Annotated in this window: 25 protein-coding genes; 19 read left to right on the forward strand and 6 right to left on the reverse strand. The window is 62.9% G+C overall.

Annotation, left to right across the window (positions count from 1 at the left end; translation table 11 throughout):
* Positions 1-60: 60 nt before the first annotated feature.
* On the forward strand, positions 61-720 hold the full coding sequence (locus V1278_RS07200) for a TetR/AcrR family transcriptional regulator (protein WP_334380144.1): 660 nt from the start codon (positions 61-63) through the stop codon (positions 718-720).
* Positions 721-935: 215 nt separating this feature from the next.
* Here V1278_RS07200 and V1278_RS07205 read toward each other — a convergent pair whose 3' ends face one another.
* Complete coding sequence (locus V1278_RS07205) at positions 936-1,901, reverse strand: 2-hydroxyacid dehydrogenase (RefSeq protein ID WP_334380145.1); 966 nt, start codon at positions 1,899-1,901, stop codon at positions 936-938.
* Positions 1,902-2,236: 335 nt separating this feature from the next.
* Between V1278_RS07205 and V1278_RS07210 the strand changes: the two genes are divergently transcribed.
* The 5 genes from V1278_RS07210 to V1278_RS07230 all read left to right on the forward strand — a co-directional run bounded on the left by V1278_RS07210 (position 2,237) and on the right by V1278_RS07230 (position 5,751).
* Positions 2,237-2,605: a YciI family protein gene (locus tag V1278_RS07210; RefSeq protein WP_028349210.1), complete on the forward strand. Its 369-nt coding sequence runs from the start codon at positions 2,237-2,239 to the stop codon at positions 2,603-2,605.
* Positions 2,602-3,873 carry an RNA polymerase sigma factor gene (locus V1278_RS07215; RefSeq protein ID WP_334380146.1) on the forward strand — a complete coding sequence of 424 codons (1,272 nt, stop codon included), beginning with the start codon at positions 2,602-2,604 and terminating at the stop codon, positions 3,871-3,873. Before V1278_RS07210 ends, V1278_RS07215 begins: the two co-directional genes overlap by 4 nt.
* A 318-nt stretch (positions 3,874-4,191) precedes the next feature.
* A complete protein-coding gene (locus V1278_RS07220; RefSeq protein WP_334365093.1) occupies positions 4,192-4,605 on the forward strand; it encodes a DoxX family protein in 414 nt (137 codons plus the stop codon).
* Positions 4,606-4,637: 32 nt separating this feature from the next.
* On the forward strand, positions 4,638-5,174 hold the full coding sequence (locus tag V1278_RS07225; RefSeq protein ID WP_334380147.1) for an SRPBCC family protein: 537 nt from the start codon (positions 4,638-4,640) through the stop codon (positions 5,172-5,174).
* 163 nt (positions 5,175-5,337) lie between these two features.
* Positions 5,338-5,751, forward strand: a complete 414-nt coding sequence (locus tag V1278_RS07230) for a VOC family protein (protein ID WP_334365091.1) — start codon at positions 5,338-5,340, stop codon at positions 5,749-5,751.
* Positions 5,752-5,932: 181 nt separating this feature from the next.
* Here the strand turns inward: V1278_RS07230 and V1278_RS07235 are convergent, their stop codons facing one another.
* Complete coding sequence (locus tag V1278_RS07235) at positions 5,933-6,370, reverse strand: hypothetical protein (protein ID WP_442893678.1); 438 nt, start codon at positions 6,368-6,370, stop codon at positions 5,933-5,935.
* A gap of 269 nt (positions 6,371-6,639) precedes the next feature.
* Between V1278_RS07235 and V1278_RS07240 the strand changes: the two genes are divergently transcribed.
* Positions 6,640-6,864 (forward strand): hypothetical protein, encoded by a 225-nt coding sequence (locus V1278_RS07240; RefSeq protein ID WP_334365090.1) that lies wholly within the window; start codon positions 6,640-6,642, stop codon positions 6,862-6,864.
* A gap of 32 nt (positions 6,865-6,896) precedes the next feature.
* On the opposite strand, the gene V1278_RS07245 is transcribed toward V1278_RS07240, so the two are convergent.
* From V1278_RS07245 to V1278_RS07255, 3 genes are all read right to left on the reverse strand, one after another.
* A complete protein-coding gene (locus tag V1278_RS07245; RefSeq protein WP_334365089.1) occupies positions 6,897-7,685 on the reverse strand; it encodes an SDR family NAD(P)-dependent oxidoreductase in 789 nt (262 codons plus the stop codon).
* 162 nt (positions 7,686-7,847) lie between these two features.
* Entirely contained in the window at positions 7,848-9,533 is a 1,686-nt protein-coding gene (locus V1278_RS07250) for a methyl-accepting chemotaxis protein (protein WP_334380148.1), read from the reverse strand.
* A gap of 203 nt (positions 9,534-9,736) precedes the next feature.
* Positions 9,737-10,234 (reverse strand): winged helix-turn-helix transcriptional regulator, encoded by a 498-nt coding sequence (locus V1278_RS07255; RefSeq protein ID WP_334365087.1) that lies wholly within the window; start codon positions 10,232-10,234, stop codon positions 9,737-9,739.
* A gap of 115 nt (positions 10,235-10,349) precedes the next feature.
* Here V1278_RS07255 and V1278_RS07260 point away from each other — a divergent pair, with 115 nt between their 5' ends.
* The 12 genes from V1278_RS07260 (at position 10,350) to V1278_RS07315 (ending at position 22,137) form a co-directional block, all read left to right on the forward strand.
* Positions 10,350-10,895: a dihydrofolate reductase family protein gene (locus tag V1278_RS07260; RefSeq protein WP_334365086.1), complete on the forward strand. Its 546-nt coding sequence runs from the start codon at positions 10,350-10,352 to the stop codon at positions 10,893-10,895.
* Positions 10,896-10,949: 54 nt separating this feature from the next.
* Positions 10,950-11,603, forward strand: a complete 654-nt coding sequence (locus V1278_RS07265) for a glutathione S-transferase family protein (protein ID WP_334365085.1) — start codon at positions 10,950-10,952, stop codon at positions 11,601-11,603.
* 11 nt (positions 11,604-11,614) lie between these two features.
* On the forward strand, positions 11,615-11,983 hold the full coding sequence (locus V1278_RS07270) for a nuclear transport factor 2 family protein (RefSeq protein WP_334380149.1): 369 nt from the start codon (positions 11,615-11,617) through the stop codon (positions 11,981-11,983).
* Positions 11,984-12,077: 94 nt separating this feature from the next.
* Positions 12,078-13,286, forward strand: a complete 1,209-nt coding sequence (locus V1278_RS07275) for a serine hydrolase domain-containing protein (RefSeq protein ID WP_334380150.1) — start codon at positions 12,078-12,080, stop codon at positions 13,284-13,286.
* 132 nt (positions 13,287-13,418) lie between these two features.
* Complete coding sequence (locus V1278_RS07280) at positions 13,419-13,835, forward strand: YciI family protein (protein WP_334365082.1); 417 nt, start codon at positions 13,419-13,421, stop codon at positions 13,833-13,835.
* Positions 13,836-13,988: 153 nt separating this feature from the next.
* Positions 13,989-14,414 carry a YciI family protein gene (locus V1278_RS07285; RefSeq protein WP_334365081.1) on the forward strand — a complete coding sequence of 142 codons (426 nt, stop codon included), beginning with the start codon at positions 13,989-13,991 and terminating at the stop codon, positions 14,412-14,414.
* 80 nt (positions 14,415-14,494) lie between these two features.
* Positions 14,495-14,860 carry a hypothetical protein gene (locus V1278_RS07290; protein ID WP_334380151.1) on the forward strand — a complete coding sequence of 122 codons (366 nt, stop codon included), beginning with the start codon at positions 14,495-14,497 and terminating at the stop codon, positions 14,858-14,860.
* A gap of 120 nt (positions 14,861-14,980) precedes the next feature.
* Positions 14,981-15,706 (forward strand): TetR/AcrR family transcriptional regulator, encoded by a 726-nt coding sequence (locus V1278_RS07295; RefSeq protein ID WP_334365079.1) that lies wholly within the window; start codon positions 14,981-14,983, stop codon positions 15,704-15,706.
* Between the two features lie 108 nt (positions 15,707-15,814).
* Positions 15,815-16,300: a DUF2852 domain-containing protein gene (locus V1278_RS07300; RefSeq protein WP_334365078.1), complete on the forward strand. Its 486-nt coding sequence runs from the start codon at positions 15,815-15,817 to the stop codon at positions 16,298-16,300.
* 637 nt (positions 16,301-16,937) lie between these two features.
* Positions 16,938-18,593 (forward strand): efflux RND transporter periplasmic adaptor subunit, encoded by a 1,656-nt coding sequence (locus tag V1278_RS07305; protein ID WP_334380152.1) that lies wholly within the window; start codon positions 16,938-16,940, stop codon positions 18,591-18,593.
* A 14-nt stretch (positions 18,594-18,607) separates the two neighbouring features.
* Positions 18,608-21,736: an efflux RND transporter permease subunit gene (locus V1278_RS07310; RefSeq protein WP_334380153.1), complete on the forward strand. Its 3,129-nt coding sequence runs from the start codon at positions 18,608-18,610 to the stop codon at positions 21,734-21,736.
* A gap of 26 nt (positions 21,737-21,762) precedes the next feature.
* Positions 21,763-22,137, forward strand: a complete 375-nt coding sequence (locus V1278_RS07315; protein WP_334365074.1) for a hypothetical protein — start codon at positions 21,763-21,765, stop codon at positions 22,135-22,137.
* A gap of 110 nt (positions 22,138-22,247) precedes the next feature.
* Here V1278_RS07315 and V1278_RS07320 read toward each other — a convergent pair whose 3' ends face one another.
* The gene (locus V1278_RS07320; RefSeq protein ID WP_334380154.1) at positions 22,248-23,141 is read right to left on the reverse strand and encodes a ferritin-like domain-containing protein; all 894 of its coding nucleotides are present in this window, start codon (positions 23,139-23,141) and stop codon (positions 22,248-22,250) included.
* Between the last annotated feature and the right edge of the window lie 478 nt (positions 23,142-23,619).

Here is a 23,619-nt window from a genome sequence, read left to right on the forward strand (position 1 = left end):
CAGGATTGATTTTTATACTGTTCCGCATAATATAGAGCCGGTCAAGGAATTCTTTGCGAAATGGTACAAAAAAGGAAGAAGCCTCCGGTCCCCCGGATCGATGCCCCAATCCCGCCCAAGCGGCGGGGCCGCCCGCGCGCCTATGAGCCGGGCGTGGCGCTCGGCAAGGCGCTCGACCTGTTTCGGAGGGACGGTTTTGCGGCCACTTCGCTCGACGATCTCTCCGCCGCCACCGGCATGAACCGGCCGAGCCTCTATGGCGCGTTCGGCGACAAGCGCGAACTCTTCATCAAGAGCTACCGGCGCTATCGCGACGACGCGCGGGTCGCGATGGGGGACATCTTCCGGAACGAACTGCCGATCCGAAAACGCCTCGAACGCATCTACGCGGTGGCGCTCGACATCTATCTGTCCGGCGATTCCGGTCCGCGCGGCTGCTTCACGGTGATGACCGCAGCCTCCGAGGCGGTGCATGACCCCGATATCCGCGCGATGGTGCTGGAAGGTTTTGCCGAGCTCGACAAGGCTTTTGCGACGTGTTTCCGGCTCGCCCAGGAAAAGGGCGAGCTACCGGCGAGCGCCGACGCGACCGTGCTGGCGCGACTTGCCTCCGCCACCATTCACACCATCGCCATCCGCGCCCGCGCTCAGGTGCCGCGCAAGGAACTGGAGGCGATCGTCAACGGTGCGATCGACGTGATGGTCGGGGCGGCGAAATAACTCTCTCCGTCGTCCCTGCGAACGCAGGGACTTTTGAGTGGCGCGATCTTAGCGACCTGATTGTTTGAGATCGGCCGACACTCTATCCGTCGCCCCTGCGGACGCAGGGGCCCATAACCACTGCGCTTCGTCGTTGAAGCAAAGCCGTCTCGCCTTGTGCCATTTCCGCGGGCCGCGGCGTATGGGTCCCTGCGTTCGCAGGGACGACGACATCGTCAATACCCCCGCTTTCGATCCACCACATTCTCCAGCGCGCCGCCTTCCTCAAACCGCGCGATCTGCTGCGCGACATATTTCGATATCTCGTCGGGATCGGTGTCGGCGGCATTGTGCGGGGTCAGCACCACCTTTGGATGGGTCCAGAACCGGCTGTCGGCGGGCAGCGGCTCGGTGGCATAGACGTCGAGCGAGCCGCCGCCGAGCGTGCCGTCATCGAGGCATTGCAAAATGTCGGCCTCGTTCTGCAGGCCGCCGCGGCCGGCGTTGATCACGACCGGCGCGCCGAGCGGGCTCGTGCGATTCAGTTTCTCAAACAGCCCGCGATTGAGAATGTGCCGCGTCTCCGGCGTCAGCGGCAGGAGGCATACCAGAATGTCGGTGCGCCGCAGGAATGCCTCGAGCTGCGCTTCGCCGTGAAAGCATTCGATGCCCTCGATCGTTCGCGGGCTGCGGCTCCAGCCTGCGACACGAAAGCCCAGCCGCCGCAGCACGTCGGCGGCGTCAGTGCCGAGCGTACCCAGCCCCATGATACCGACCGTAATTGCGCCCGCCGCCCATTGCGATTTCGGCGCCCAACGCTTTTCGCGCTGCGATTCCCGCAAGTACGGCTCCTGCCGGTGGTGCATCAGGACATGCAGCACGACATATTCGGTCATCCGCGCGGTGAGGTCGCCGACCGCGACGCGCACCAGCGGCACGTCAGGCAATGAGCGATCGGCCATCAGCGCATCGACGCCCGCGCCGAGATTGAAGATGACACGCAGGTTGGGGAAGGCGGCAAGCTCGCCCGGATGCGGCTTCCACACCGCCGCGTAATGCACCTCCGCTGGATCGAACGACGCATCCGGCAACAGTAGCACGGACCGCCCAGCGCAAACCTCGTCGAACCGGCTCTTCCAGCGCTGCGGCGACCAGTTTTCGGTCCCGCCATGCACCAGCAGCGCAAGCGCACCCTTCGTCATTGCCATTCCTTTCGCGTCGCCAACCCGGCGTGACCCGCCTCACATCGCGGACCGAGGTGTTTCTCTAGCCTCCTTTCATCCGACAAGGGAGACCTTGCATGGTCAATCAGAGTCGGGGCCGTCGGATGAAAACGCTCAGGTGCATCGTTCTCATTCTCGGTGTGTGCAGCCTTTGTTCCAAGGCGGCCATTCATGCCTACAGGCATTTCAATCCACCACCGCCGCCGATTGTAGGTCCCTGACGGCAGGCAGGGCATTTTCAAAATTTCTTCGACGCGCCTGTCGGCTCCGGGCATAATCGTTCGTCATCAAGACAACGGAGATGCTTGAGCCTCATGCTGTACGCCATTCTTTGCTATCACGATGAAGACACCGTCGGTTCCTGGACCAAGGAACAGGACGCCGCGGTCATGAAGAAATTGTCCGTTGTGCAGGACAAATTGACCAAACAGGGCCGGCTCGGCCCGGTCGCGCGTCTGTTGCCGACCACGGCGGCGACCACGCTGCGCAAGGACGATCCGCCGCTGGTGCTGGACGGCCCCTATGCCGAAACCAAGGAACAGTTGCTCGGCTTCTATCTCGTCGACTGCAAGGACCTCGACGAGGCGCTCGGCGTCGCCCGCGATCTCGGCGCGGCCAATCCCGGCGGCGCCTACGAGATCCGTCCCGTCGGCCACTTCACGGCGGGGAGCGTGCAGCCATGACCGATACTGCCTGGATCGATGCCGCACTGACTTCGGCTCGCCCCCAGGCGGTCGGCGCGCTGCTGCGCTATTTCCGTAACCTCGATACCGCCGAGGAAGCTTTTCAGAACGCCTGCCTGCGCGCGCTGAAGAGCTGGCCGCAAAACGGCCCGCCGCGCGATCCGGCGGCGTGGCTGATCATGGTCGGGCGCAATGTCGCGATCGACGACATCAGGCGCGGCAAGAAGCAGACGGCGCTGCCCGAGGATGAGGCGATCTCCGACCTCGACGACGCCGAGGAGGAGCTTGCCGAGCGGCTCGACGGCTCGCATTACCGCGACGACATCCTGCGGCTGTTGTTCATCTGCTGCCATCCGGACCTGCCGGCGACGCAGCAGATCGCGCTCGCGCTGCGCATCGTCTCGGGTCTCACGGTGAAGCAGATCGCGCGCGCCTTCCTGGTCTCGGAAGCCGCGATGGAGCAGCGCATCACGCGGGCGAAGGCGCGCGTCGCCGATGCCAACGTGCCGTTCGAAACGCCGGGCGCAGCGGAGCGCTCCGAGCGCCTCGCCTCCGTCGCCGCCATGATCTACCTGATTTTCAACGAGGGCTACTCGGCCTCTGGCGACACCGCCGAGATTCGCGCACCTTTGTGCGAGGAGGCCATTCGCCTGGCGCGGCTGCTGCTGCGGCTGTTCCAGAGCGAGCCCGAGATCATGGGGTTGACCGCGCTGTTGCTGCTGCAGCATGCGCGGGCAGATGCGCGGTTCGATGCCGATGGCGCCGTGATCCTGCTCGACGACCAGGACCGTTCGAAATGGAACAAGGCTCTGATCGCCGAGGGGCTGGCGCTGATCGACAAGGCGATGCGCCATCGCCGCAGTGGCCCCTATCAGGTCCAGGCCGCGATCGCCGCCCTGCATGCCCGCGCCGAGAAGCCCGAGGATACCGACTGGACCCAGATCGACCTGCTCTATGGCGCGCTGGAGATCATGCAGCCGTCGCCGGTGGTGACCTTGAACCGCGCGGTCGCGGTGTCCAAGGTGAAAGGGCCGGAAGCCGCGCTCGACATGATCGAGCCCTTGGCGGCGCGACTGTCGAACTATTTTCATTTCTTCGGCGTGCGCGGCGCCTTCCTGATGCAGCTCGGCCGCAACGACGAGGCCCGCGTGGCCTTCGACCGCGCCATCGCGCTCGCCAACACCTCGGCCGAAGCCGCCCACATCCGCATGCACCTCGACCGCCTGCAGCGCGACAGCCAGCCCCGCGGCAAGAAGGCCGGGAAGTAAGCTCTTCCTCTTATCCTCCCCTGGAGGGGGAGGATCGGTTCGCATGAAATGCGAACCGAGGTGGGGTGACGGTCTCTCCGCATCCAACAGAGCCCGAGTTGAGAGATCACCCCACCCCGTTTCGCATTTCGCTGCGCTACATGCGAACCGACCCTACCCTTCCAGGGGAGGGTGATGCACACCGCGAGCAATGATCATGCCGGGACTAGCCCGGGGCATTACGGCGTCCTTGTCGAAAAATTTCGCTCAGCCTGTCGGTTTCCGCTACCCCCGTTCGTCTTGAATCCGAGCAGCCATTCAAGACAACGGGGACCGATCATGACCGTCATCGCCGAGACCGCGCCTGTCTCAAACCCGGCACGCTGGACGGGCCGCATCCTCTCCGGCCTCGTCATCCTGTTCCTTCTGATCGACGGCGCCATCAAGCTGGTGCCGTGGCCGGTCGTCACCGAAACCATGGACCGAATGGGTTACGGTTCGAGCGACGCGCTGATGCGCGGCCTCGGCGCCATCACCATCGTCTGCACCGTGCTCTACGCCATTCCGCCGACCTCGATCCTAGGGGCCATCCTGCTCACCGGCTATCTCGGCGGCGCGATCGCTTCGCATGTGCGGATCGATAGCCCCCTGCTTACGCACACGCTGTTCGGGCTCTATCTCGGCCTGATGCTGTGGGGCGGGCTGTGGCTGCGCGACAAGAACCTGCGCAGCTTGATCCCCCTTCGCCGCTGATTAGCTTCAACCGATTGTTCACGGAGCTCGACATGCTGGAAGTCATTACCGTTATCGCCGCCATATTGGCGATTGCCGTCGCCATCGTGCTCATTCTCGCCGCGACCAAGCCGAATACGTTACGGGTACAGCGCGCGATCAGCATCAAGGCGCCGGCGGAAAGGATATTTCCGCTGATCTCCGACTTTCAGCAGTGGCGGAGCTGGTCGCCCTACGAGCAGAAGGACCCGGCGATGAAGCGCACCTATAGCGGTGCGAAGCGCGGCAAGGGTGCCGTCTATGCCTGGGACGGCGACAAGAATGTCGGTTCCGGCCGCATGGAAATTCTCGAGGCCGCGGCGCCGCAGAAAATCGTCATCAAGCTCGATTTCTTCAAGCCGTTCGAAGGCCACAACACCGCCGAGTTCACAATGCTGCCGCAGGGCGATGGCACCCATGTCACATGGCTGATGCATGGTCCGGCGAACTTCATGTCGAGGCTGATCCAGGTGTTCATGAACCTGGATCGCATGATCGGCAGGGATTTCGAAGCTGGTCTCGCCAATCTGAAGACGCTCACCGAAAAATGAGTGTTGCCGCGCTCGTGTCCCGGACGCGGCGCACCGCGAAGTGGTGCGCTGCAGAGCCGGGACCCAATTGATGGACCCCGGAACAGCAGCGCATCGCCAACGCGCTGCACTTCATCCGGGGAACGCCGCGGACGCGACTGATCGACAACCAAAGGAGCCACCGATGCAGGTCAATCCCTATCTGTTTTACAACGGCAATTGCGAGGAAGCGCTGAACTATTATCAGAAGGTGTTGGGCGCTCGGATCGAAGCGAAGATGCCGTATGGCGAGGGGCCCGCCGACATGCCGGTCCCGGCGGACTGGAAAACCAAGATCATGCATGCCCGCATCACCATCGACGGCGAAGTGCTGATGGCCTCCGACGCGACGCCCGGCGATTACCATCAGCCGCAGGGCATGTCGGTTGCGCTGGCGGTCGAAGATCCCGCCGACGCCGAACGCCGCTTCAATGCGCTCGCCGAGGGCGGCACGATCAGGATGCCGTTCGGCAAGACCTTCTTCTCCAACGGCTTCGGCATGTGTGTCGACAAGTTCGGCATTCCCTGGATGGTGAACTGCCCCAAGGAAGATATGTGAGCGCAAATTCGTAGCCGTAGGGTGGGCAAAGCCAACGGGTCGCGCGAACGCGCGCCCAGCGACGAGCGCAAGGGCGCTCGCGGAGTGATGACAGGCTCCGCGTGCCCACCATTCGCGCCACAAGGAAGATGGTGGGCACGGCGCGAAGTGCGCCTTAGCCCACCCTACACAGCGACGAATCCTATCTGCACCTTGGATAGATCGCCGCCAGGTCACGCCCGCGCAGCAGCAACATCCGCGACGTCAATCCACCGTGCCGGCTGATCCAATCCCGCACCTGGTCGGGATAGGCTGCCTGCACCGCGCGCGAGGCTTCCGGCTCGGCATAGATCCGGCCGCGGCCGTCGATCGAGCGCGCGGCGTGGAATCCGAGGACTGCCCGGCGCGTCACGCAGATGCGCTCGGCCGGCACCGTCATCAGCACCAGCGTGCAGGCGGACAGGCATGGCCCGTCGATCACCACCCGCTCCCCGGTCTCGCGCACGCGATCGAACAGTTCGAGAAACGGCCCGACCTGTCCGCCGGGACTGGCGAGAATGCGAATCTCGGCCCGCACCGGCATGATTGCCGCCAACAGCGCGGCGGCGACAACGATGAGCTTGATGACCGCCATTCCCATGTGCAGCTCCTCCGTCAGCACTGCCCCCGGCCCAGTTACGCTGGGACATGTGGCAAGGTTTGGTCAAGCGTCCGCGTCGGAGACCCCCGGGCCCGGTAAGGTTGCCAACCCCGGCGTGGCAGGTGAGTGCGGCGCGCGCCAGCAGGATCCATGGTAACAAGGCGGCGGTGTCCACCGTAGCTTCACGAGCCACGCGGAACCGGGCTTACGGTCGCCGAGAAGCGCAGCGCTGCTTATCGAAATTGCCGCGCAGCCCAGCGGAACGAACTGTGCAGCCCTTCGTTGTGGACCGCATGGATCATTTCTTTCTCAGCATTATCTGTGCGGGCATTTTATTGCTCGTGACGGCGTTCGCACTGGGAACGCCGAGTATGCGAGCGGATGTTCCACTGGAAAGGACGGTGTTGCTGCATCGCGGCGCGCTGAACAATGATCTGCCTCCTCGATCCAGCAATGACGGGCCGCCAGCCAAGGTCATTCGTACTGGGCTCTGATCCGCACTCCAAGCAACACAGCCACCGAGGAACTACCCGTTCCGCCGCTGGCCCCGCAGCGTCGGCAGACCGATGCCGGCGGCATCAAAACCGCCATCGACTGCGAGGATCTGCCCGGTGATGTAGCTCGCGCGATCGCTGCACAAGAAAAAGATCGCTTCCGCCAGTTCCTCTTCGAGGCCATACCGGTTGAGCGGAATGGCGTCGTGATAGTCGGCGCGGATTTCCGGCGTGTGGACCTGCTTTGCCATCGCGGTCTCGACCGGGCCGGGCGCTACGGCGTTGACGCGAATGCCGAGTGAAGCGAGTTCTACGGCTAGCTGCTTTGTCAGATGCGCGAGCCCCGCCTTGCTGGTGCCGTAGGCCGAGCGCAGCGTGGAGGCGCGCACTGCCGAGATTGACGTGACGTTGACGATCGCGCCGCCGCCATGTTCGCGCATCAAGGACGCCGCCGCCTTGGTGCACAGGAATGGGCCGGTGAGGTTGACCTGCAGGATGCGGTTCCAGTCGTCATCCGAGGTGTCGAGCAGCGGCGCGAACACCGCGATCCCGGCATTGTTGACCAGCGCGTCGAGCCGGCCGAAACGCTCGCTCACCGCCGCCACGGCGTTCGCCACCGCCTTGCCGTCGGAGACGTCGCAATGCAGCGCCAGCGTATTGTCGGGGTCGGCGAGGCCTTCGACCGCGCCGCGCAGCAATTCGCCTTCGATGTCGAGCAGCGCTACCTGCCAGCCCTCGGCGAGAAAGCGTTTCGCCGTCGCAAGCCCGATGCCGCGCGCGGCGCCGGTGACGAGAGCAACTTTTTGCGGGGAGGGGGGCATGGGCGGGTCCGTTTGCGAGAGAGAAGATTTCCCGCTCCTATAACCCAGCCCCCGTCGCATGTCCCGGCGACAGTGATGCAGACTTCAGCGCTGCCGGCTGAGCCCGGCATAGCAATCCGGTACGGGCGGCTGTCCCGTACCTGACGCATTCGATGATGGTATCTAGCCGCCCGCGCGCTGCGCGATCGCCTTCGCTTCCGCGGCGGCGCGCTGCATGTTGGCCGACATCTCGCCGGTCACCGTGCTCTGCTCCTCGACTGCGGCCGCGGTGGCGGTGACATATTCGCTGACGCCCTGGATCGCACTCTTGATGCTGTCGAGCGCGCCGACGACGTCGCCGGAGATGCCGTTGAGATTGCTGATCTCCTGGCCGATCTTGTCGGTCGCCTGCTTGGCCTGGGTGGCGAGGTTCTTGACCTCGGAAGCCACCACGGCAAAGCCGCGTCCGGCCTCGCCGGCGCGCGCCGATTCGATCGTCGCATTGAGCGCCAAGAGGTTGATCTGGCCGGTGATGTTGCCGATCAGCTCCACGATGCCGCTCATCGCCTGCGCCGCTTCGTTCAGCCGCTGCGCCTGGGCGTCGGCCGCCTCGACCCGCCCGACCGCGGTCGCCGCCGTCTCGCGCGACTTGGTCATGGCTTCGGAGATTTCCCGGACCGAGGCGTTCAGTTCCTCGGCGCCTGCCGCCACCGATTCCATCATGCCGCGCACGCGCTCGTTGCCCATCCGGACCAGCACCTGCGCGGTGGTGTCGGTGGCGTATTTCACCACCTTGAACGGCTTGCCGTTGAGGTCGAGGATCGGATTGTAGGACGCCTGGATCCAGACCTCCTTGCCGTTCTTGCCGATCCGCTTGTATTCGGCCGCCTGATATTCCCCGCGGTTGAGCGCCGCCCAGAATTCACGATAGGCCGCGCTGTCGCGCTCCGTCTGCTCGACGAACATGCTGTGGTGCCGGCCGCGGATCTCGTCCAGCGCGTAACCGACTGTCCGGAGGAAGTTCTGGTTGGCGCCGATGATGGTACCGTCCATCTTGAACTCGATCACGGCCTGCGCCTTGCCGATGGCGGCAATCTGGCCGGCGAGATCGGCGGTCGAAAGTTTCTGGCTGGTGATATCGGTGGCGAATTTCACCACCCGGAACGGCTTGCCCTTCTCATCGAGCACGGGGTTGTAGGAGGCGAGAATCCAGACTTCCTTCCCGCCCTTGCCGATCCGCTTGTACTCGGCCTGTTGGCTTTCGCCGCGGTTGAGGCCCGCCCAGAACTGCCGGTAGGCCGCGCTGTCGCGCTCCGACGGACCGACGAACATGCTGTGATGCTTGCCCTGGATTTCGGCGAGCGCGTAGCCCATCGCTTTCAGGAAGTTGTCATTGGCGGTGATGACGGTGCCGTCCATCTCGAACGCAATGACCGCCTGCGTACGGTTGATCGCGGCGACCTGGCTGGCATCCTCCATGCTCTTGATCTTGCGGGCAGTGATGTCGGTCGCGAATTTCACGATCTTGCAGGGTTTGCCGCTGCCGTCGAGCACGGGGTTGTAGGTCGCCTGGATCCAGACTTCCTTACCGCCCTTGCCGATCCGCCTGTATTCGGCGGCCTGGTATTCGCCGCGCTTGAGCGCTGTCCAGAAGTCGCGATACGCTTGGCTGTCGCGCTGCGACGGATCGACGAACATGCTGTGATGCTTGCCCTTGATTTCGCCGAGCGAGTAGCCGAGGGCCTTGAGGAAATTGTTGTTGGCGGTGAGAATCGTGCCGTCCATGCCGAACTCGATAACGGCCTGCGAGCGGCCGAGAGCGTCGGCAAGCGCTTTGTCTGTCGAGGAGCTCTTGAGAAATTGAAACACCGTAGGCCTCATTGCATGGGTAAATGACGAGGCTGCTGGTTAATGCCGCCGAGCCCCCGAGCCACGTTTGATCAAATGAAAAAAGAATGCGTTAACGATATTCTCCGTAAGATGACGGATAGCATCGCGACGTAATGCTGATCTTAGGGAATGTTCCCCCGCGCGACGCCCGCGCCGAGGAGCATGCGGCCGGGGACCCTTGGCTATCTTCCGTTCACGACGCTTTCATACGCTGCCTGCAGTCGCTCACCGACCGAAGGACCGCTACGCCTGCGCCGTTTGGCGCCGAGATGGCTCTCGCGCAACTCGTCCATGAATTCGGCCCACATTTTCGGTCCGCCCTCGCTGAGCAGCCGTGCGCGGATGCCGAGTTCCTCGGTGACGGGTAGATATTTGTAACCCCAGGCCGCCATCTGCGCGAGAACGGGCAAGAGCTCGATGCCTTGCTCCGTCAGCGAATAGATTCCCTTCTGCTTGTGCGTGGGATCGTCCTCGCGGGTGATGATGCCCTGCTCAAGCAGGGTCTTCAGGCGGTCGGCGAGGATGTTGGAGGAGATGCCTTCCTCCGATTTGGTCAGAAGCTCGCGAAAATGCCGCCGGTTGCCGAACATCATGTCGCGGATGATCAAAAGGCTCCATTTGTCGCCGAGCACTTCCAGCGAAAGATTGATCGGGCAGCCGGAGCGCTGGGCATCGGTCATGGTCGTCTCCAAAGGCGGGCACCAAGGCACCCTCAAAAAACTGCTTGCAATATTGCACCAGTTCGGTCATCCTGCAACCAGTTGCAATTCGCAATCAGTTTAGGGAGAGATCGCAATGGCGAACTTGATCATGTGGAACCTGATGACGCTGGACGGCTTCGTTGAAGGCCCGAACCGCGACATTTCCTGGCATTCCGACGTCTGGGGCGAGGAGCTGGAGCAATTGTCGATCGAGCAGATGACCGCCGCCGGCGGATTGCTGTTCGGCCGCGTCACCTATGAGCTGATGGCGGGCCACTGGCCGAGCGCGACAGGCAAGGTTGCCGACTTCATGAATGCCGCGCCGAAATATGTCTTCTCGCGCACGGTGAAGAAATCCGATTGGAACAACACCCAGGTGTTCAGCGCCGATGTGCCGGAGACCGTCGCACGGCTGAAGCGCGACAGCGCCAAGGACATTTTTCTGTTCGGCAGCGCCGATCTCGCCAGCAGCCTGATCCCGCATGGGCTGATCGACGAGTTCCGTATCGCGGTAAGCCCTGTCATCCTCGGCGGCGGAACGCCGCTGTTCAAGCCGGGCGAAAAGGTCAAGCTGAAGCTGCTCGACAGCCGGCCGTTGTCGACCGGCATCGTGATCCTGCGCTACGTGCCGGCGCCATAAATGTCGGCATCACCAGACGCGGATCGTCTTGCAAACGGCAAACCGGAGTTTTCCATGTCGCTGACGCTGCACTTCCACCCGCTGGCCTCGTTCTGCTGGAAGGCGCTGATCGCGCTCTACGAGAACGACATTCCGTTCCGGCCGAATCTCGTCGATCTCGGCAATCCGGCCGAGCGCGCCGCGCTGCTGAAGCTGTGGGGGATCGGCAAGTTCCCGGTGCTGCGCGACGATGCACGGGATCAGACCGTGCCGGAATCCAGCATCATCGTCGAATATCTCGATTCATACTATCGCGGCCGCGCCCGGCTTATTCCCGACGATCCCGTCCGCGCCTTGCAGACCCGGCTGCGCGACCGCTTCTACGATCTCTATGTGCATCTGCCGATGCAGAAGATCGTGACGGACCGGCTGCGGCCCGAGGGCAAGCGGGACCCGTACGGCGTCGAGGAGGCGCGGGCGCAGTTGCACATTTCCTATGCCATGATCGAGCAGCAGATGGAGAACGGCGGCTGGGCGATGGGCCAGGATTTCAGCCTCGCCGATTGCGCGGCAGTGCCGTCATTGTTCTACGGCAACATGGCGGTGCCGTTCGGCGAAGCGCAGAAAAACCTCAGCGCCTATCTCGAACGGCTGAAAGTGCGCCCCTCCGTCGCGCGTGTGTTGAAGGAGGCCGAGCCGTATTTCCAGATGGTGCCCAAAGAGCCCTAAAGGAGCGCTGAATGGCCGAAGCAAACAAGGCGGAGACGATCCGCAAGATCTTCGCAGCTTATCTGTCCAACGATCGCCAATTCGTCGAGAATGCCTTCAGCGAGGATTTCCGCTTCACCAGTCCGTTCGATGACAACGTCGATAAGGCGACCTATTTCGCGCGCTGCTGGCAGAACAGCGACTGGATCGAACGGCACGAGCTGGAGCGGATTCTCGTCGACGGCGATCAAGCCTTTGTGACCTACCGCTGCACGGCCAAGGGCGGAAAGAGCTTCCGCAATACCGAATTCTTCGTGTTCGACGGCGACAAGGTAAAGCGCATCGATGTCTATTTCGGCGCGGCCTACCAGGATGGCAAGTTCGTCAGGCAGCAGTCATAGAAATCACGCGGCGCGTCATCTGCCATGTCGGCAAGAAGCAGGCCGGATCGTCGTGGCGGAGAGGCCGGTTGCAATTCCGAGAGGAGCATAAGCCATGCCGACAAATTCAAATGCCGGTGGACTGTCGAGATCGCGGCTCGGCCGTTTGCATGAGGTCCTCTCGGGGCATGTCGAGCACGGCGGTGTTCCCGGCCTGGTGGCGCTGGTCAGCCGCCGCGGCGAAATTCATGTCGATGCCATGGGAAGCATGGCGATCGGCGGCACGCCGATGCAGCGCGACAGCATCTTTCGCATCGCTTCCATGACAAAGCCGGTGACGGCGGCGGCCGCGATGATCCTGGTCGAGGAATGCAAATTGCGGCTCGATGACCCGGTCGATGCCTTTCTGCCGGAATTGGCCGACCGCAAGGTGCTGCGTGCGATCGACGCAGCCATCGACGATACGATGCCGGCGAAGCGCGCCATCACGCTGCGCGATCTCCTGACCTTCCGGCTCGGCCTTGGCATGATCCCGATATTTCCCGATCGCTATCCGATCCAGAAGGCGATTGCGGAAGCGGGCTTTGCGCCTGGGCCGGTGTTTCCCTCGTTTCCACCGGACGAATTGATGCGCCGCTACGGCACGCTGCCGCTGATCTATCAGCCCGGCGAGCGCTGGCTCTACAACAGCGGCAGCGAAATCCTCTCCGTGCTGATCGCGCGCGTCGCGGGCATGAGCCTTGCAAATTTCCTGGGCGATCGCATCTTCGCGCCGCTCGGCATGAAAGACACCGGCTTCCACGTGCCCGAGGAAAAGCGCGCCCGGCTCACGACCGCCTATGCGCGCGATCAAGCGAGCGGCGAATTGAAAGTGTTCGATGATCCTGCCACCGGCAAATATGCAAGCCCGCCGGTGTTCGAGAATGGCGCCGCCGGATTGGTGTCGACTGCCGACGATTTCAACGCGTTTGCCCAGATGCTGCTGAATGGTGGCCGGCTCGGCAGCGAACGCATTCTGTCGCGTCCGTCGGTTGAACTGATGACGAGCGATCAACTCACCTCCGAGCAAAAGCAGGGTTCCGAACTCTTTTTCGGCGACAACAGCGGCTGGGGTTTTGGCGTCTCGGTCTTCACCCGGCGTGACGATCTCGCTCATACGCCCGGCCGTTTCGGCTGGTACGGCGGCTACGGCACGTCCTGGTATTCCGACCCCAGCGAAGGCCTCACCGGGATCGTCCTGACCCAGCGAATGCTGGAATCGCCGCAGCCGCCGCGGGTAATGACCGACTTCTGGACCTCGGCCTATCAGGCGATCGACGATTGACCGGCCGGCTGGTCAAATTACTTCCGAAATAATTTTGCAGGACATGTCGGCGGCGTAAAAGCCCGCTCGTCTTGTTGACGAAGGCCGACGCGGCAAGTGGCTGGCCCAAGAAGATCAATACGGAGAATGACGATGCGATTCATGGTGATTGTGAAGGCAAACAAGGATTCGGAAGCAGGCGTGATGCCGACTACGGAACAACTGGCGGCGATGGGCAAATTCAACGAGGAGTTGGTCCAGGCGGGCATGATGGAAGCGGGCGAGGGCCTGCATCCGACCTCGAATGGTGCGCGGATCAGGTATGCAGGCGGGCAGGGCAGTGCCAGCCGCGGTCCGTTCCCGCACTCGGGTGATCTCGTCGCCGGCTTCTGGCTGATCAACGCCAAATCGCTCGATGAAGCGATCGGCTGGATGAAGCGCGCGCCGTTCGGCGATGGAGACGAGGTCGAGATCCGCCAGGTGTTTTCGACCGAGGATTTCGGCGAAGCCCTCACGCCTGAACTTCGCGAGCAGGAAGAGCGGCTGCGGGCGCAGACTGCGAAGAAATAATTCTCCCGTCATTCCGGGCGATGCGAACCATCGAACTATGGTGCGCCATTGCGCACCTGAGAATCCAAGGATTCCCCGATCTGCAATTGCACATCTGAGGTCTGGTCCTTCGGACCATCCCGGAATGACCACACCCGAACAAGGACACCCACCATGCGATTCATGATGCTGATGATCCCCTTGGGCTATGAGACCGCGCCGCCGGACGTTCAGCTCGACCCTGAACGGGTCAAGGCGATGATGAAATACAACGAGGCGCTGAAGGAGGCCGGCGTGCTGATCGCGCTCGACGGGTTGCATCCGCCCTCGATGGGTGCGCGGGTCTCCTTCGCCACCGGCAAGCCCGTCGTTACCGACGGCCCGTTCACGGAGGCCAAGGAAGTGCTCGGCGGCTACTGGATGATCAACGTGAAGTCGCGCGAGGAGGCGATCGAGTGGGCGAAGAAGTGCCCGGCGTCCGAAAACGAGATCATCGAAATCCGCCAGGTGCAGGAAATCGGTGATTTCTCGGAGGAAGTGCAGCAGGCCGCCAAAGGCTTCGAGGAGCTGCAGAAGGGAAATGCGCACAAGGCGCGGTGAACCTGGAGTAACTGGGCTCCGCGCGCCGTCAAGTCGACAGGCCTATCGCAATCCGTCAACCGCAAGGGAGGAGAAACCTCATGAGCACCAACGATACGTTCCTCGCCGTCTTCCTCGGCAGCAAGACCAGTGCGAAAATGGCGGCCTGGAATGCGCTGCCGGAGGCTGAGCGGCGCGCCAGGGAGCAGCAGGGAATAGCGGCATGGAAGGCCTGGGTCGAAAAGCACCAGGCGGCGCTCGTCGCCATGGGCGGCCCGCTCGGCAAGACCAAGAAGGTCGATTCAAACGGTATTGCCGACGTCGCCAACGAGATGGGCGCCTTCACGGTGGTGCGCGCCGGCTCGCATGAGGACGCCGCAAAGATGTTCGAGAACCACCCGCACTTTACGATCTTTCCCGGCGAGCGCGTGGAGATCATGCCGGTCCTTCCGATCCCGGGCGGTTAGACCGGGGCGGCTGGAATCGTCGGAATTTGCGCCGCCCGTACGCCGTTAATCTTGATGAACACCAGTTAACGGCCTCAAATTAAGTGACCTTTACGGCCACCTCATGTAAAAGCCTTTAACATGAGCTGGCAAAAGGACCGCCGCGGCGAGCGTGGCTACCATCACGGCAATCTGAAAGAGGCATTGCTGCAGGCGGCGCTCGACCTGATTACGCAAAAGGGCCCGGCCGGCTTCACCTTTGCGGACGCCGCACGCATGGCCGGCGTCAGTCCGGCCGCGCCCTACCGCCATTTTCGCGACCGCGACGAATTGCTGTCCTCGATCGCGCAGCGCGGCTTCGAGCAGTTTGAGGCGCTGCTGACGCAGGCCTGGGACGACGGCCGCCCCGACACGGTCACGGCGTTCGAGCGGGTCGGCAAGGCCTATCTCGCCTTCGCGCGCAACGAGCCGGCGTTCTATTCGGCGATGTTCGAATCCGGGATTCCAGTCGATTCCAACCCGACATTGATGGCTGCGAGCGAGCGCGCATTCGCCATTATCCGCGCTGCCGCCGAGCGGCTGGCGGCGATGACGCCGCCCGGAACGCCGCGGCCGCCGGCGATGATGATGGCGCTGCATATCTGGTCGATGTCGCACGGCATAGCCTCGCTGTTCGGCCGCGGCGACGCCGCGCGCCGCAAATTGCCGATGTCGCCGGAAGAACTGTTGGAAGCGGAAGTGCTGATTTATCTGCGCGGCCTCGGCTTCCCGACCGACCGCCGGCCGTCAGACCAGAAACCGTCCGGCCCGCCGCCGGTGCCGCCGGAAGGTGGCGCGCCCTCAGGCCCTTGGGGAACCCGCAAATAATTTTTCGAAGGTGCGTCCAGCCGCGCGCTTGACAAAAACGCGGGATGGTTTAGGTATGTAAATGTTATTTACATTCACAACGGCGTGATCGCCGTCATGGAGAGGGAAATGGCCTACACCGCAGATGTCAATCGATGGCGCGGTCCGACGGAACAGACCTATCGACCGCATATGCTTGAGAGCCCCTGGCACCCCGGCTGGATCGTGGTGACTATCCTCGGCTTCATCATCTGGTGGCCGATCGGGCTTGCCCTTCTCTTTTTCACACTAGGGAGCAGAAAAATGGGTTGCTGGAGCCACGGAGACCGCTGGCAGAACAAGATGGAGCGGATGCAGTACAAGATGGACCGGATGCGCGACCGCATGGAGCGCCGCGGCTTTGGCGGCTTCGGCTTCGGCCCGCCGTCCAGCGGCAACCGCGCCTTCGACGAGTACCGCATGGAAACGCTGCGCCGGCTCGAGGAAGAGCAGGTCGAATTCAAGAATTTCCTCGAGCGTCTGCGCCACGCCAAGGACAAGGAAGAGTTCGACGCCTTCATGGCGCAGCACAAGCAGCGCCCGACCCCGCCGAACGACCAGCCGCAGCAGGGCTGAGCTCGAAATACGCATTCAGCCGCGGGCGTGATGCCCCCATGACGCCTGACGGCGGATACAACCGCCCATCTGCGAGAAGCAGGTGGGCGGTTTGTTTTGCATGGACGGCAACCTTGAAACGCTGTAACTGCGGCGGCGTTCGTCCTATAATCGGCAAATGATGTTCCTTGGAATGATGCAGCGAATGCTCGGAATGGCGGTCGTCTTGGCCGTGCTTTCGTTCGTTCCGTCTGCAGCCAAGGCCCATTCTGGTCATCAACATCATGCCGCGCATCACGCGAGTGTTGCATCCATTGCGACGGCAAGCACCCATCACCAGGCCACTCTCTCCGCCGCGGCGGAGGCGAAGCTGGACCAGGATGGAGATCAAGCGTCCCCGGAAAGACCCTGCATGGGCGGGTGCTGCTCCTCGGCCTTCGGCTCGTGTTGCCCTTCGGGACTTCCCAGTGCATCGCTGTTCATTCCTTATCTGCAGAAAATCTCGCGCTTAGGTTTTCCGCCGTCGCAGGCGGGGGTACGCCGCACCCCGGAATCTTTCGAGCGTCCTCCCAGAACGTCCCTCTGAGTGCTGAATCCGCGTGAGCGCCCCCGCGTGTGGCGCTTCTCGCGGCACGAATCTCGAGTGAGGACGACTGCCATGTTTCGAAAGTTTCGGCGCATCTCGCGCGCCATCGCGTTTGCCGTTGTTGCGACCTGCGCCACGCCAACGGCTGCACCGGCCCATGAAGGCCATGACCACGCCGACGAGCCGCCGGCGAGCGTCAGCGCGGCGCCGCGCGGCGAAGCCGCCTCCGCAGAATTTGAGCTGGTTGCGGTCGCTCGCGGCGACGCCATCGATATCTACGTGGACCGTTTCGCGACCAATGAGCCGGTCACCGGCGCCAGCCTGGTCGTTGAGACGCCTGCCGGGCCTGCCACGCCGAGCGAGCAGCCGGATGGCGCCTATCGGCTGGCGGCGCCCTGGCTCGCCAAGGGCGGCCGAACCGATCTTGTCGTTTCGATCTCGGCCAGGGACCTGACCGACATCCTGCCGGTAAGCATCGAAACGCCACCGCAGACATCTGCATCGCGGGTTGCGCAGGCCGGATCGTCAGCCGACCTGCGCACGGCTCTGCATGTCGGTGGCGGATTTGTTGCGGGTCTTCTTGTCGCGGCGGTTGCCCTGCGCCGCCGCCGCGCGGCCATTGTCGCCCTGGCTTGCATGGCGCTCGCCGGCGGCGTGGAGCAAGGCAGGGCGCATGAAGGCCACGGTCACGAGGAGGAAAAGGGACAGGTCGCGATCAAGACAAATTCGGAGGAACGTGCCCAACGTCTTTCGGATGGCACGGTGTTCGTTCCGAAGTCCGTCCAGCGCATCTTTGCCCTGCGCTCGCTGGTGACGGAGAAGGCGCGTCATCCCAAGGTCGCCGAGCTTCCCGGTCGTATCATTCCGGACCCCGCCGCCAGCGGTTACGTGCAGTCTTCCGTCGGTGGTCGGCTGTCGGCGTCGACGGGCGGCTTTCCCCGGCTCGGCACCCGCGTGAAGCAGGGGGATATTCTGGGCTACGTCACGCCGCCTTTGCAGGCCATCGATCTGTCCGACATGCGCCAGCGGCAGGGTGAACTGGATCAGCAAATCTCGATCGTCGAGCGGCGCGTGGCGCGCTACGAGCAGCTCGCGGCGGGCGGGGCCGTGTCCCGAACACAGCTCGAAGAGGCCCGCCTTGAACTCGAAGGGTTGCGCGACCGCCGCGCCTCGATCGAGAAGGCCCGTCGCGAACCCGAAGCGCTCGTCGCTCCGGTGGCCGGCGTGATCGCGGAAGGCACTGCGGTCGCCGGACAGATCGTGCAGCCGAGTTCGATCGTCTTCAACATCGTCGATCCGTCGCGCCTGTGGGTCGAAGCATTGAGCTTTGAGACCATCGAAGGCGCAACGAGCGCGCGCGCCACGACCTATTCGGGCCGGAGCCTCGACCTTGAATATCGCGGCGCCGGCTTTGCCGACCGCAGCCAGTCGGTACCGGTGCATTTTTCCATCGTCGGCGATACCGCCGGCTTGAGGGCGGGGCAGTTCCTGACCGTTCTTGTCCCGACGCGGGAAGAGAAAGAAGGAATCGCGGTCCCGCGCAACAGCCTTGTCCGCGGCTCGAACGGCCAGGACTTCGTCTACGAGCATGTCGGGCCCGAGCGGTTCGCGCCGAGGAGCGTGCGCGCGGAGCCGCTCGACGGCGAGAACGTGCTGATCATGTCGGGCGTTGCCGCCGGCAAGCGAATCGTCTCGCAAGGAGCCGAGCTCCTTGAACACGTACGCTGAAGGGAGGCGTCTTGATGTTTTCGCTTCTCGTCAGCGCCTCGCTCCGCAACCGGCTTTTCGTGCTCGCCTTGGCCGGCCTGCTCGTGGTTCTCGGCGCCCACACCGCCCGACAACTCCCCGTGGACGTATTTCCTGATCTTAACCGCCCGACGGTCACCGTCATCACGGAGTCCGAAGGCTACGCGCCGCCCGAGGTCGAGCAGCTCATCACATTTCCGATCGAAACCCAGATGAACGGTGTTCCCGGCGTCAGCCGTGTTCGTTCGGTTTCGGGAATCGGGCTTTCGATCGTCTACGTCGAGTTCGACTGGGGCACGGATATCTACCGCAACCGGCAGCTCGTGGCCGAGCGTCTCGCACGGGTTCAAAGCCAGCTTCCCCTCAATGTCACCTCGCAGATCGCCCCGATCAGCTCGATCATGGGGCAGATCCTTCTCGTGGCCGTGACCTCGAAGACGGCATCGCCCATGGAAGTGCGCGAGGTCGCCGACTTCACGATCCGTCCGCGCCTGCTCGCCATCCCCGGCGTCGCACAGGTGATCCCGATCGGCGGCGAAGTCAGGCAATACCGGATTGCGCCGCAGCCTTCGGCGTTGCGAGCGCTTTCCGTGAGCTATGAACAGCTTGAGCTTGCGCTGGCCCAGTTCGGAACCAATACCGGCGGCGGCTTCACCGACCAGAACACCCGCGAGTACCTGATCCGGAATATCGGACGGACGACAAGCCTGGACGATCTGCGAAGCATCGTCGTGGCCACCATCGACGGCAGGCCGGTCTACATGCGTCAGGTCGCGGATGTCGACTTCGCGCCCAAGATAAAGCGCGGCGATGCCGGATATATGAGCAAGCCCGCCGTCATTGTCTCGGTCGAAAAGCAACCCGGCATCGATACCGTGCGGTTGACGGGTCAGATCGAGCAGGCGCTTTCCGACCTCGCGCCGTCGCTTCCGTTCGGCATCAAGGCCGACGAGGTCGTCTTTCGCCAGGCGGACTTCATCGAGAATTCGCTCCACAATGTCGGCCGGGTTCTGATTGAGGCGGCCATCGTCGTTTCGGTGATCCTGTTCGCATTCCTTCTCAATTGGCGCACCACGGCCATCTCGCTCACGGCCATCCCCGTATCGATCCTGACCACGGCGATCGTTTTCAAGCTTCTTGGTCTGTCGATCAATACGATGACGCTCGGCGGACTTGCGATTGCCATCGGCGAGCTTGTCGACGACGCGGTGGTCGATGTCGAAAACATCTTTCGGCGGCTGCGGGAAAACAGGGAGCAGGGCAATCCGCGGAGCGTGTTCGAAGTCGTCGTTGCCGCCTCCAGCGAAGTCCGCTCCGGCATCGTTTATGCGACGACGATCATCGTGCTGGTGTTCGTGCCGTTGTTCGCGCTCTCCGGCGTCGAAGGGCGGCTGTTCGCCCCGCTCGGCCAAGCCTACATCATTTCCATTCTCGCAAGCCTTGTGGTGTCGATCACGCTCACGCCAGTCATGGCCTATTACCTGCTGCCGGGCGCAAAACGCATGGCGGAGGGCGAAGGCTGGCTGGTGCGACAGCTCAAGCGCATCAACCGCGCCGCGCTTAATGCGGCTTTCGTCCGCGGGAAGCTTCTGCTGGCGCTGACCTTGATCGCGGTGGCGGCGGCGGGGTGGGGCGCATTCCAGCTCAAGCGCGCCTTTCTGCCGGCATTCAACGAAGGCACGTTCACCATCAACCTCGCCTTCAATCCCGGCGTTTCGCTGGCAGAATCCAACCGCGTCGGCGCGATCGCCGAACGGCTGCTGCTGGACGTCCCGGAGGTGATCAGCGTGGGCCGGAGGACTGGCCGCGCTGAGCTGGACGAGCATGCGGAAGGCGTGCATTCCTCCGACCTCGAGGTCGCGTTGAAGCATTCGGATCGTGCGAAGGCGGACATCGTTGCCGACCTACGTTCGCGCCTCGCTGTCCTGCCGCTATCCGCCAACGTCGGACAGCCGATCTCACACCGGCTTGATCACCTGCTGTCCGGTGTCCGGGCAGAGATCGCCTTGAAACTGTTCGGCGAGGATCTCGACACCCTTCGCGGTACGGCAGAGGAAATCCGGAGCCGAATCGGCGGTCTGCCCGGTATCAAGGACCTCCAGGTCGAAAAGCAGGTGCGAATTCCGCAGCTTGAAATCCGCGTCAACTATACCCGCGCCGCGCTTTACGGGGTTCAGCCGGGCGCGGTCGTCGAGCAATTGTCGCGGCTGTCAAGCGGCCGCGTGATATCGCGCGTCGTCGACGGCTATCGCCGCTTCGACGTTGTCATGCGCCTGCCGGACCGTCTGCGAACCACGGAAAAGCTCGGCGATCTCCTGATCAAGACGCCGACCGGATGGATACCGGCGCGGCAGATCGCCGATATCACGGAGACCGACGGACCCAATCAGATTTTGCGGGAAAACGGACGGCGGCGCATCGTCATCCTCGCAAATTCCGACGCCAAGGCCGACATGGCCAAGCTGGTCGAGGGAATTCGCGGCGAGCTGCAAGCGGCGAAACTGCCACCGGGCGTGACCGCAAGCCTCGAAGGAACCTTCCAGGCGCAGGAAGAAGCGAGCCGGACCATCGGCATTCTCGCGCTCATCTCGCTCTCCCTGATCTTCTCGATCCTGTACAGCCGCTATCGGTCCGCGGTGCTGGCGCTGATCATCATGGGCGGCATTCCGCTCGCCTTGATCGGATCGGTTGCCGCGTTGGCCATCACGGATCAGCCGCTCTCGGTTGCGAGCCTGGTCGGCTTTGTCACGCTCACCGGCATCGCCGCGCGCAACGGCATCCTCAAGATCAGCCACTATATCAATCTGGCGCTGCACGACGGCATGGCGTTCGGGAAGGAGCTGGTCGTCCGGGGAAGCCTCGAACGGATGACACCGGTCCTGATGACGGCGCTGTCGGCGGGGGTGGCGCTGGTGCCGCTCCTGATCGGCGCCGATGAATCGGGCAAGGAGATTCTCCATCCCGTTGCGGTGACGATCTTCGGGGGCCTCGTCAGCGCGACACTGCTCGATACCGTCGTGACGCCGGTGCTGTTCCTGTGGTTCGGGAAAAAGCCGCTTGCGCGTTTGTTGCAGCGGCAGGCCGACGACACGGGCAAACGAACCGCTCCGGCTCACTCCTACTGACGCAACGCGGAAAAGGAAGAATTCACATGAGACACACAAGCGTTGTCGTTCGTTTTGCGCTTCTGATTGCCTTGATGGCCTCGCCAGCCGCGGCTCACTCATCGAAGGGGCCGCATGGCGGGCGCCTTGCTGAAGCAAAACCTTATCACGCCGAACTCGTGACCAAGGGCGATAGTATTGAAATCTTCATCAGCGACGCCGACGAAAAGCCGATGAATGCCGCCGGCTTCAAAGGCGTCGCCATCTTTCAGGTTGGCGGCAGGGCGGAAAGGATCGAACTACGGCCGGGCGAGTCGGGCGCGCTTGCAGGAAAGGCCGGTTCGCCACTTCAGCAAACCGTCAAGGGCGCGGTTCAGCTCACCGGGCCGGACGGAAAAACGACGAACGCGCGTTTCGACTAATCTCGTTTGCCGGTCATGGCTGGGCTTGCTTGCCCGGCCATGACGAACGGCAGGTGCTGACGCCTGGTTTTCCGTAGTTGCGACCCGTTGCTTTGCCAACCTGCGAACCGTCAGGTGCTCCTGAGCTCTCCGTTCATTCCATTGGGATAGAACCCGCCCTTGCTGACGCCGGCCTTGTCGGTCAGATAGACGATACGCAGCACCTCCTGCGGCGTGCGATGGAAGGCGATCGCGTCGGGGTTCGAAGGCACGAAGTTGGCTTTGCCGTCGACCCTGATCCCCTCGTCTTCTTTTTCGGGTGTCCCGTCAATCTTATCCCGTGCATCCGAGATTGCGTTGGCGGCGTCCCATGCCTTCTCGCCCATCATGCAGAGCTGGGAGCGCGCCATTCCCATGTGGTAGGCCTCAACAGCAAGTATCCCCGCCGCAGCCTCCACGAATTCCTTTTTCTTGAGCAGGGGAGCCGCGCCCGTATAGGCAGTCACGCCGACGTCCTCGAACAGCATGCCGCCGAGCAGGACCGACATGTCATCGGCAAAGGGATCGAAATCGGCAGGCAATCCGGCTGCCTGAGCAGCAGCCTTGAAGCCGGCGTCGAAGTCGATCGCTGGTCTTGAAATGGCGCTTCGACCAAGCGTCTTGCGATAGAAGCGAACGTGGGCCAGTTCGTTCTCCGCCGTCTCTTCAATGAACTCGCGGATCGCTTTCTCTTTGAATTGGGCCTCGTGGCCGCCCACCACCCTGCCGGCATCCATACCGGCATCGGTATCGCTGATGCCCTTGCCGGTCGTTGCACGCAGATAGAACTCGGCTTCCATATATTCGAGGTTCAGCGCGAAGGTGAAAATGTCCTCGTCGTCGATCGCTGCTCCCTTCTTGCCGATCCCAACGCCCGTGGTCTCGCGCTTCTGCTGGGCATAGGCAGGTGGAATAAGCAGTCCTGCGAGTCCTGCGACGGATAGGCCGGCGATCGATTGCCGGCGGGAAATGCGCAATGCATCCATGGCGTAGCCTCCTCCGTTCTGGATCGAGGGGCCGCGCCACTCGCTGTTCAGCGCTATTGAGGGCGCTCATGGCGCGACCTCGGTACCCAGCCAGTGCTGGGGCGGTACAACGTTAGGCGGCAGGTCGCGTTCCAAGCGAGCTCGAAACCAGGCAGGCACGACGTCGTGAGGCCGCTGAGCCATGCTTGGCCTGTGCATGCAAGAGTGGACAAAGGCGCGAATGCGCCGTAGGCAAATCACTTCTGATTTTCAGAAATCGTGTCAAGTCCAGGAATCAGAAAGAATCAAAAATATTCCGCTTAACATGACGGGCAAATCATCGGCATAACTCCGCCCGTCTCACGGCAGAGCACGAAGTAAGCCGTAAAGCCATTGCGCAGGGAAGGCCGGGATGCTTCCGCCGTACCTGTATGCTCGTGTGCGTGTTCTTTGGCGCACTTTGCACACGAGACCGCGGGTGCAGCAAGCACCCGGTCTT

The sequence above is a fragment of the Bradyrhizobium sp. AZCC 1577 genome, from assembly GCF_036924575.1.
Classification (GTDB): Bacteria; Pseudomonadota; Alphaproteobacteria; order Rhizobiales; family Xanthobacteraceae; genus Bradyrhizobium.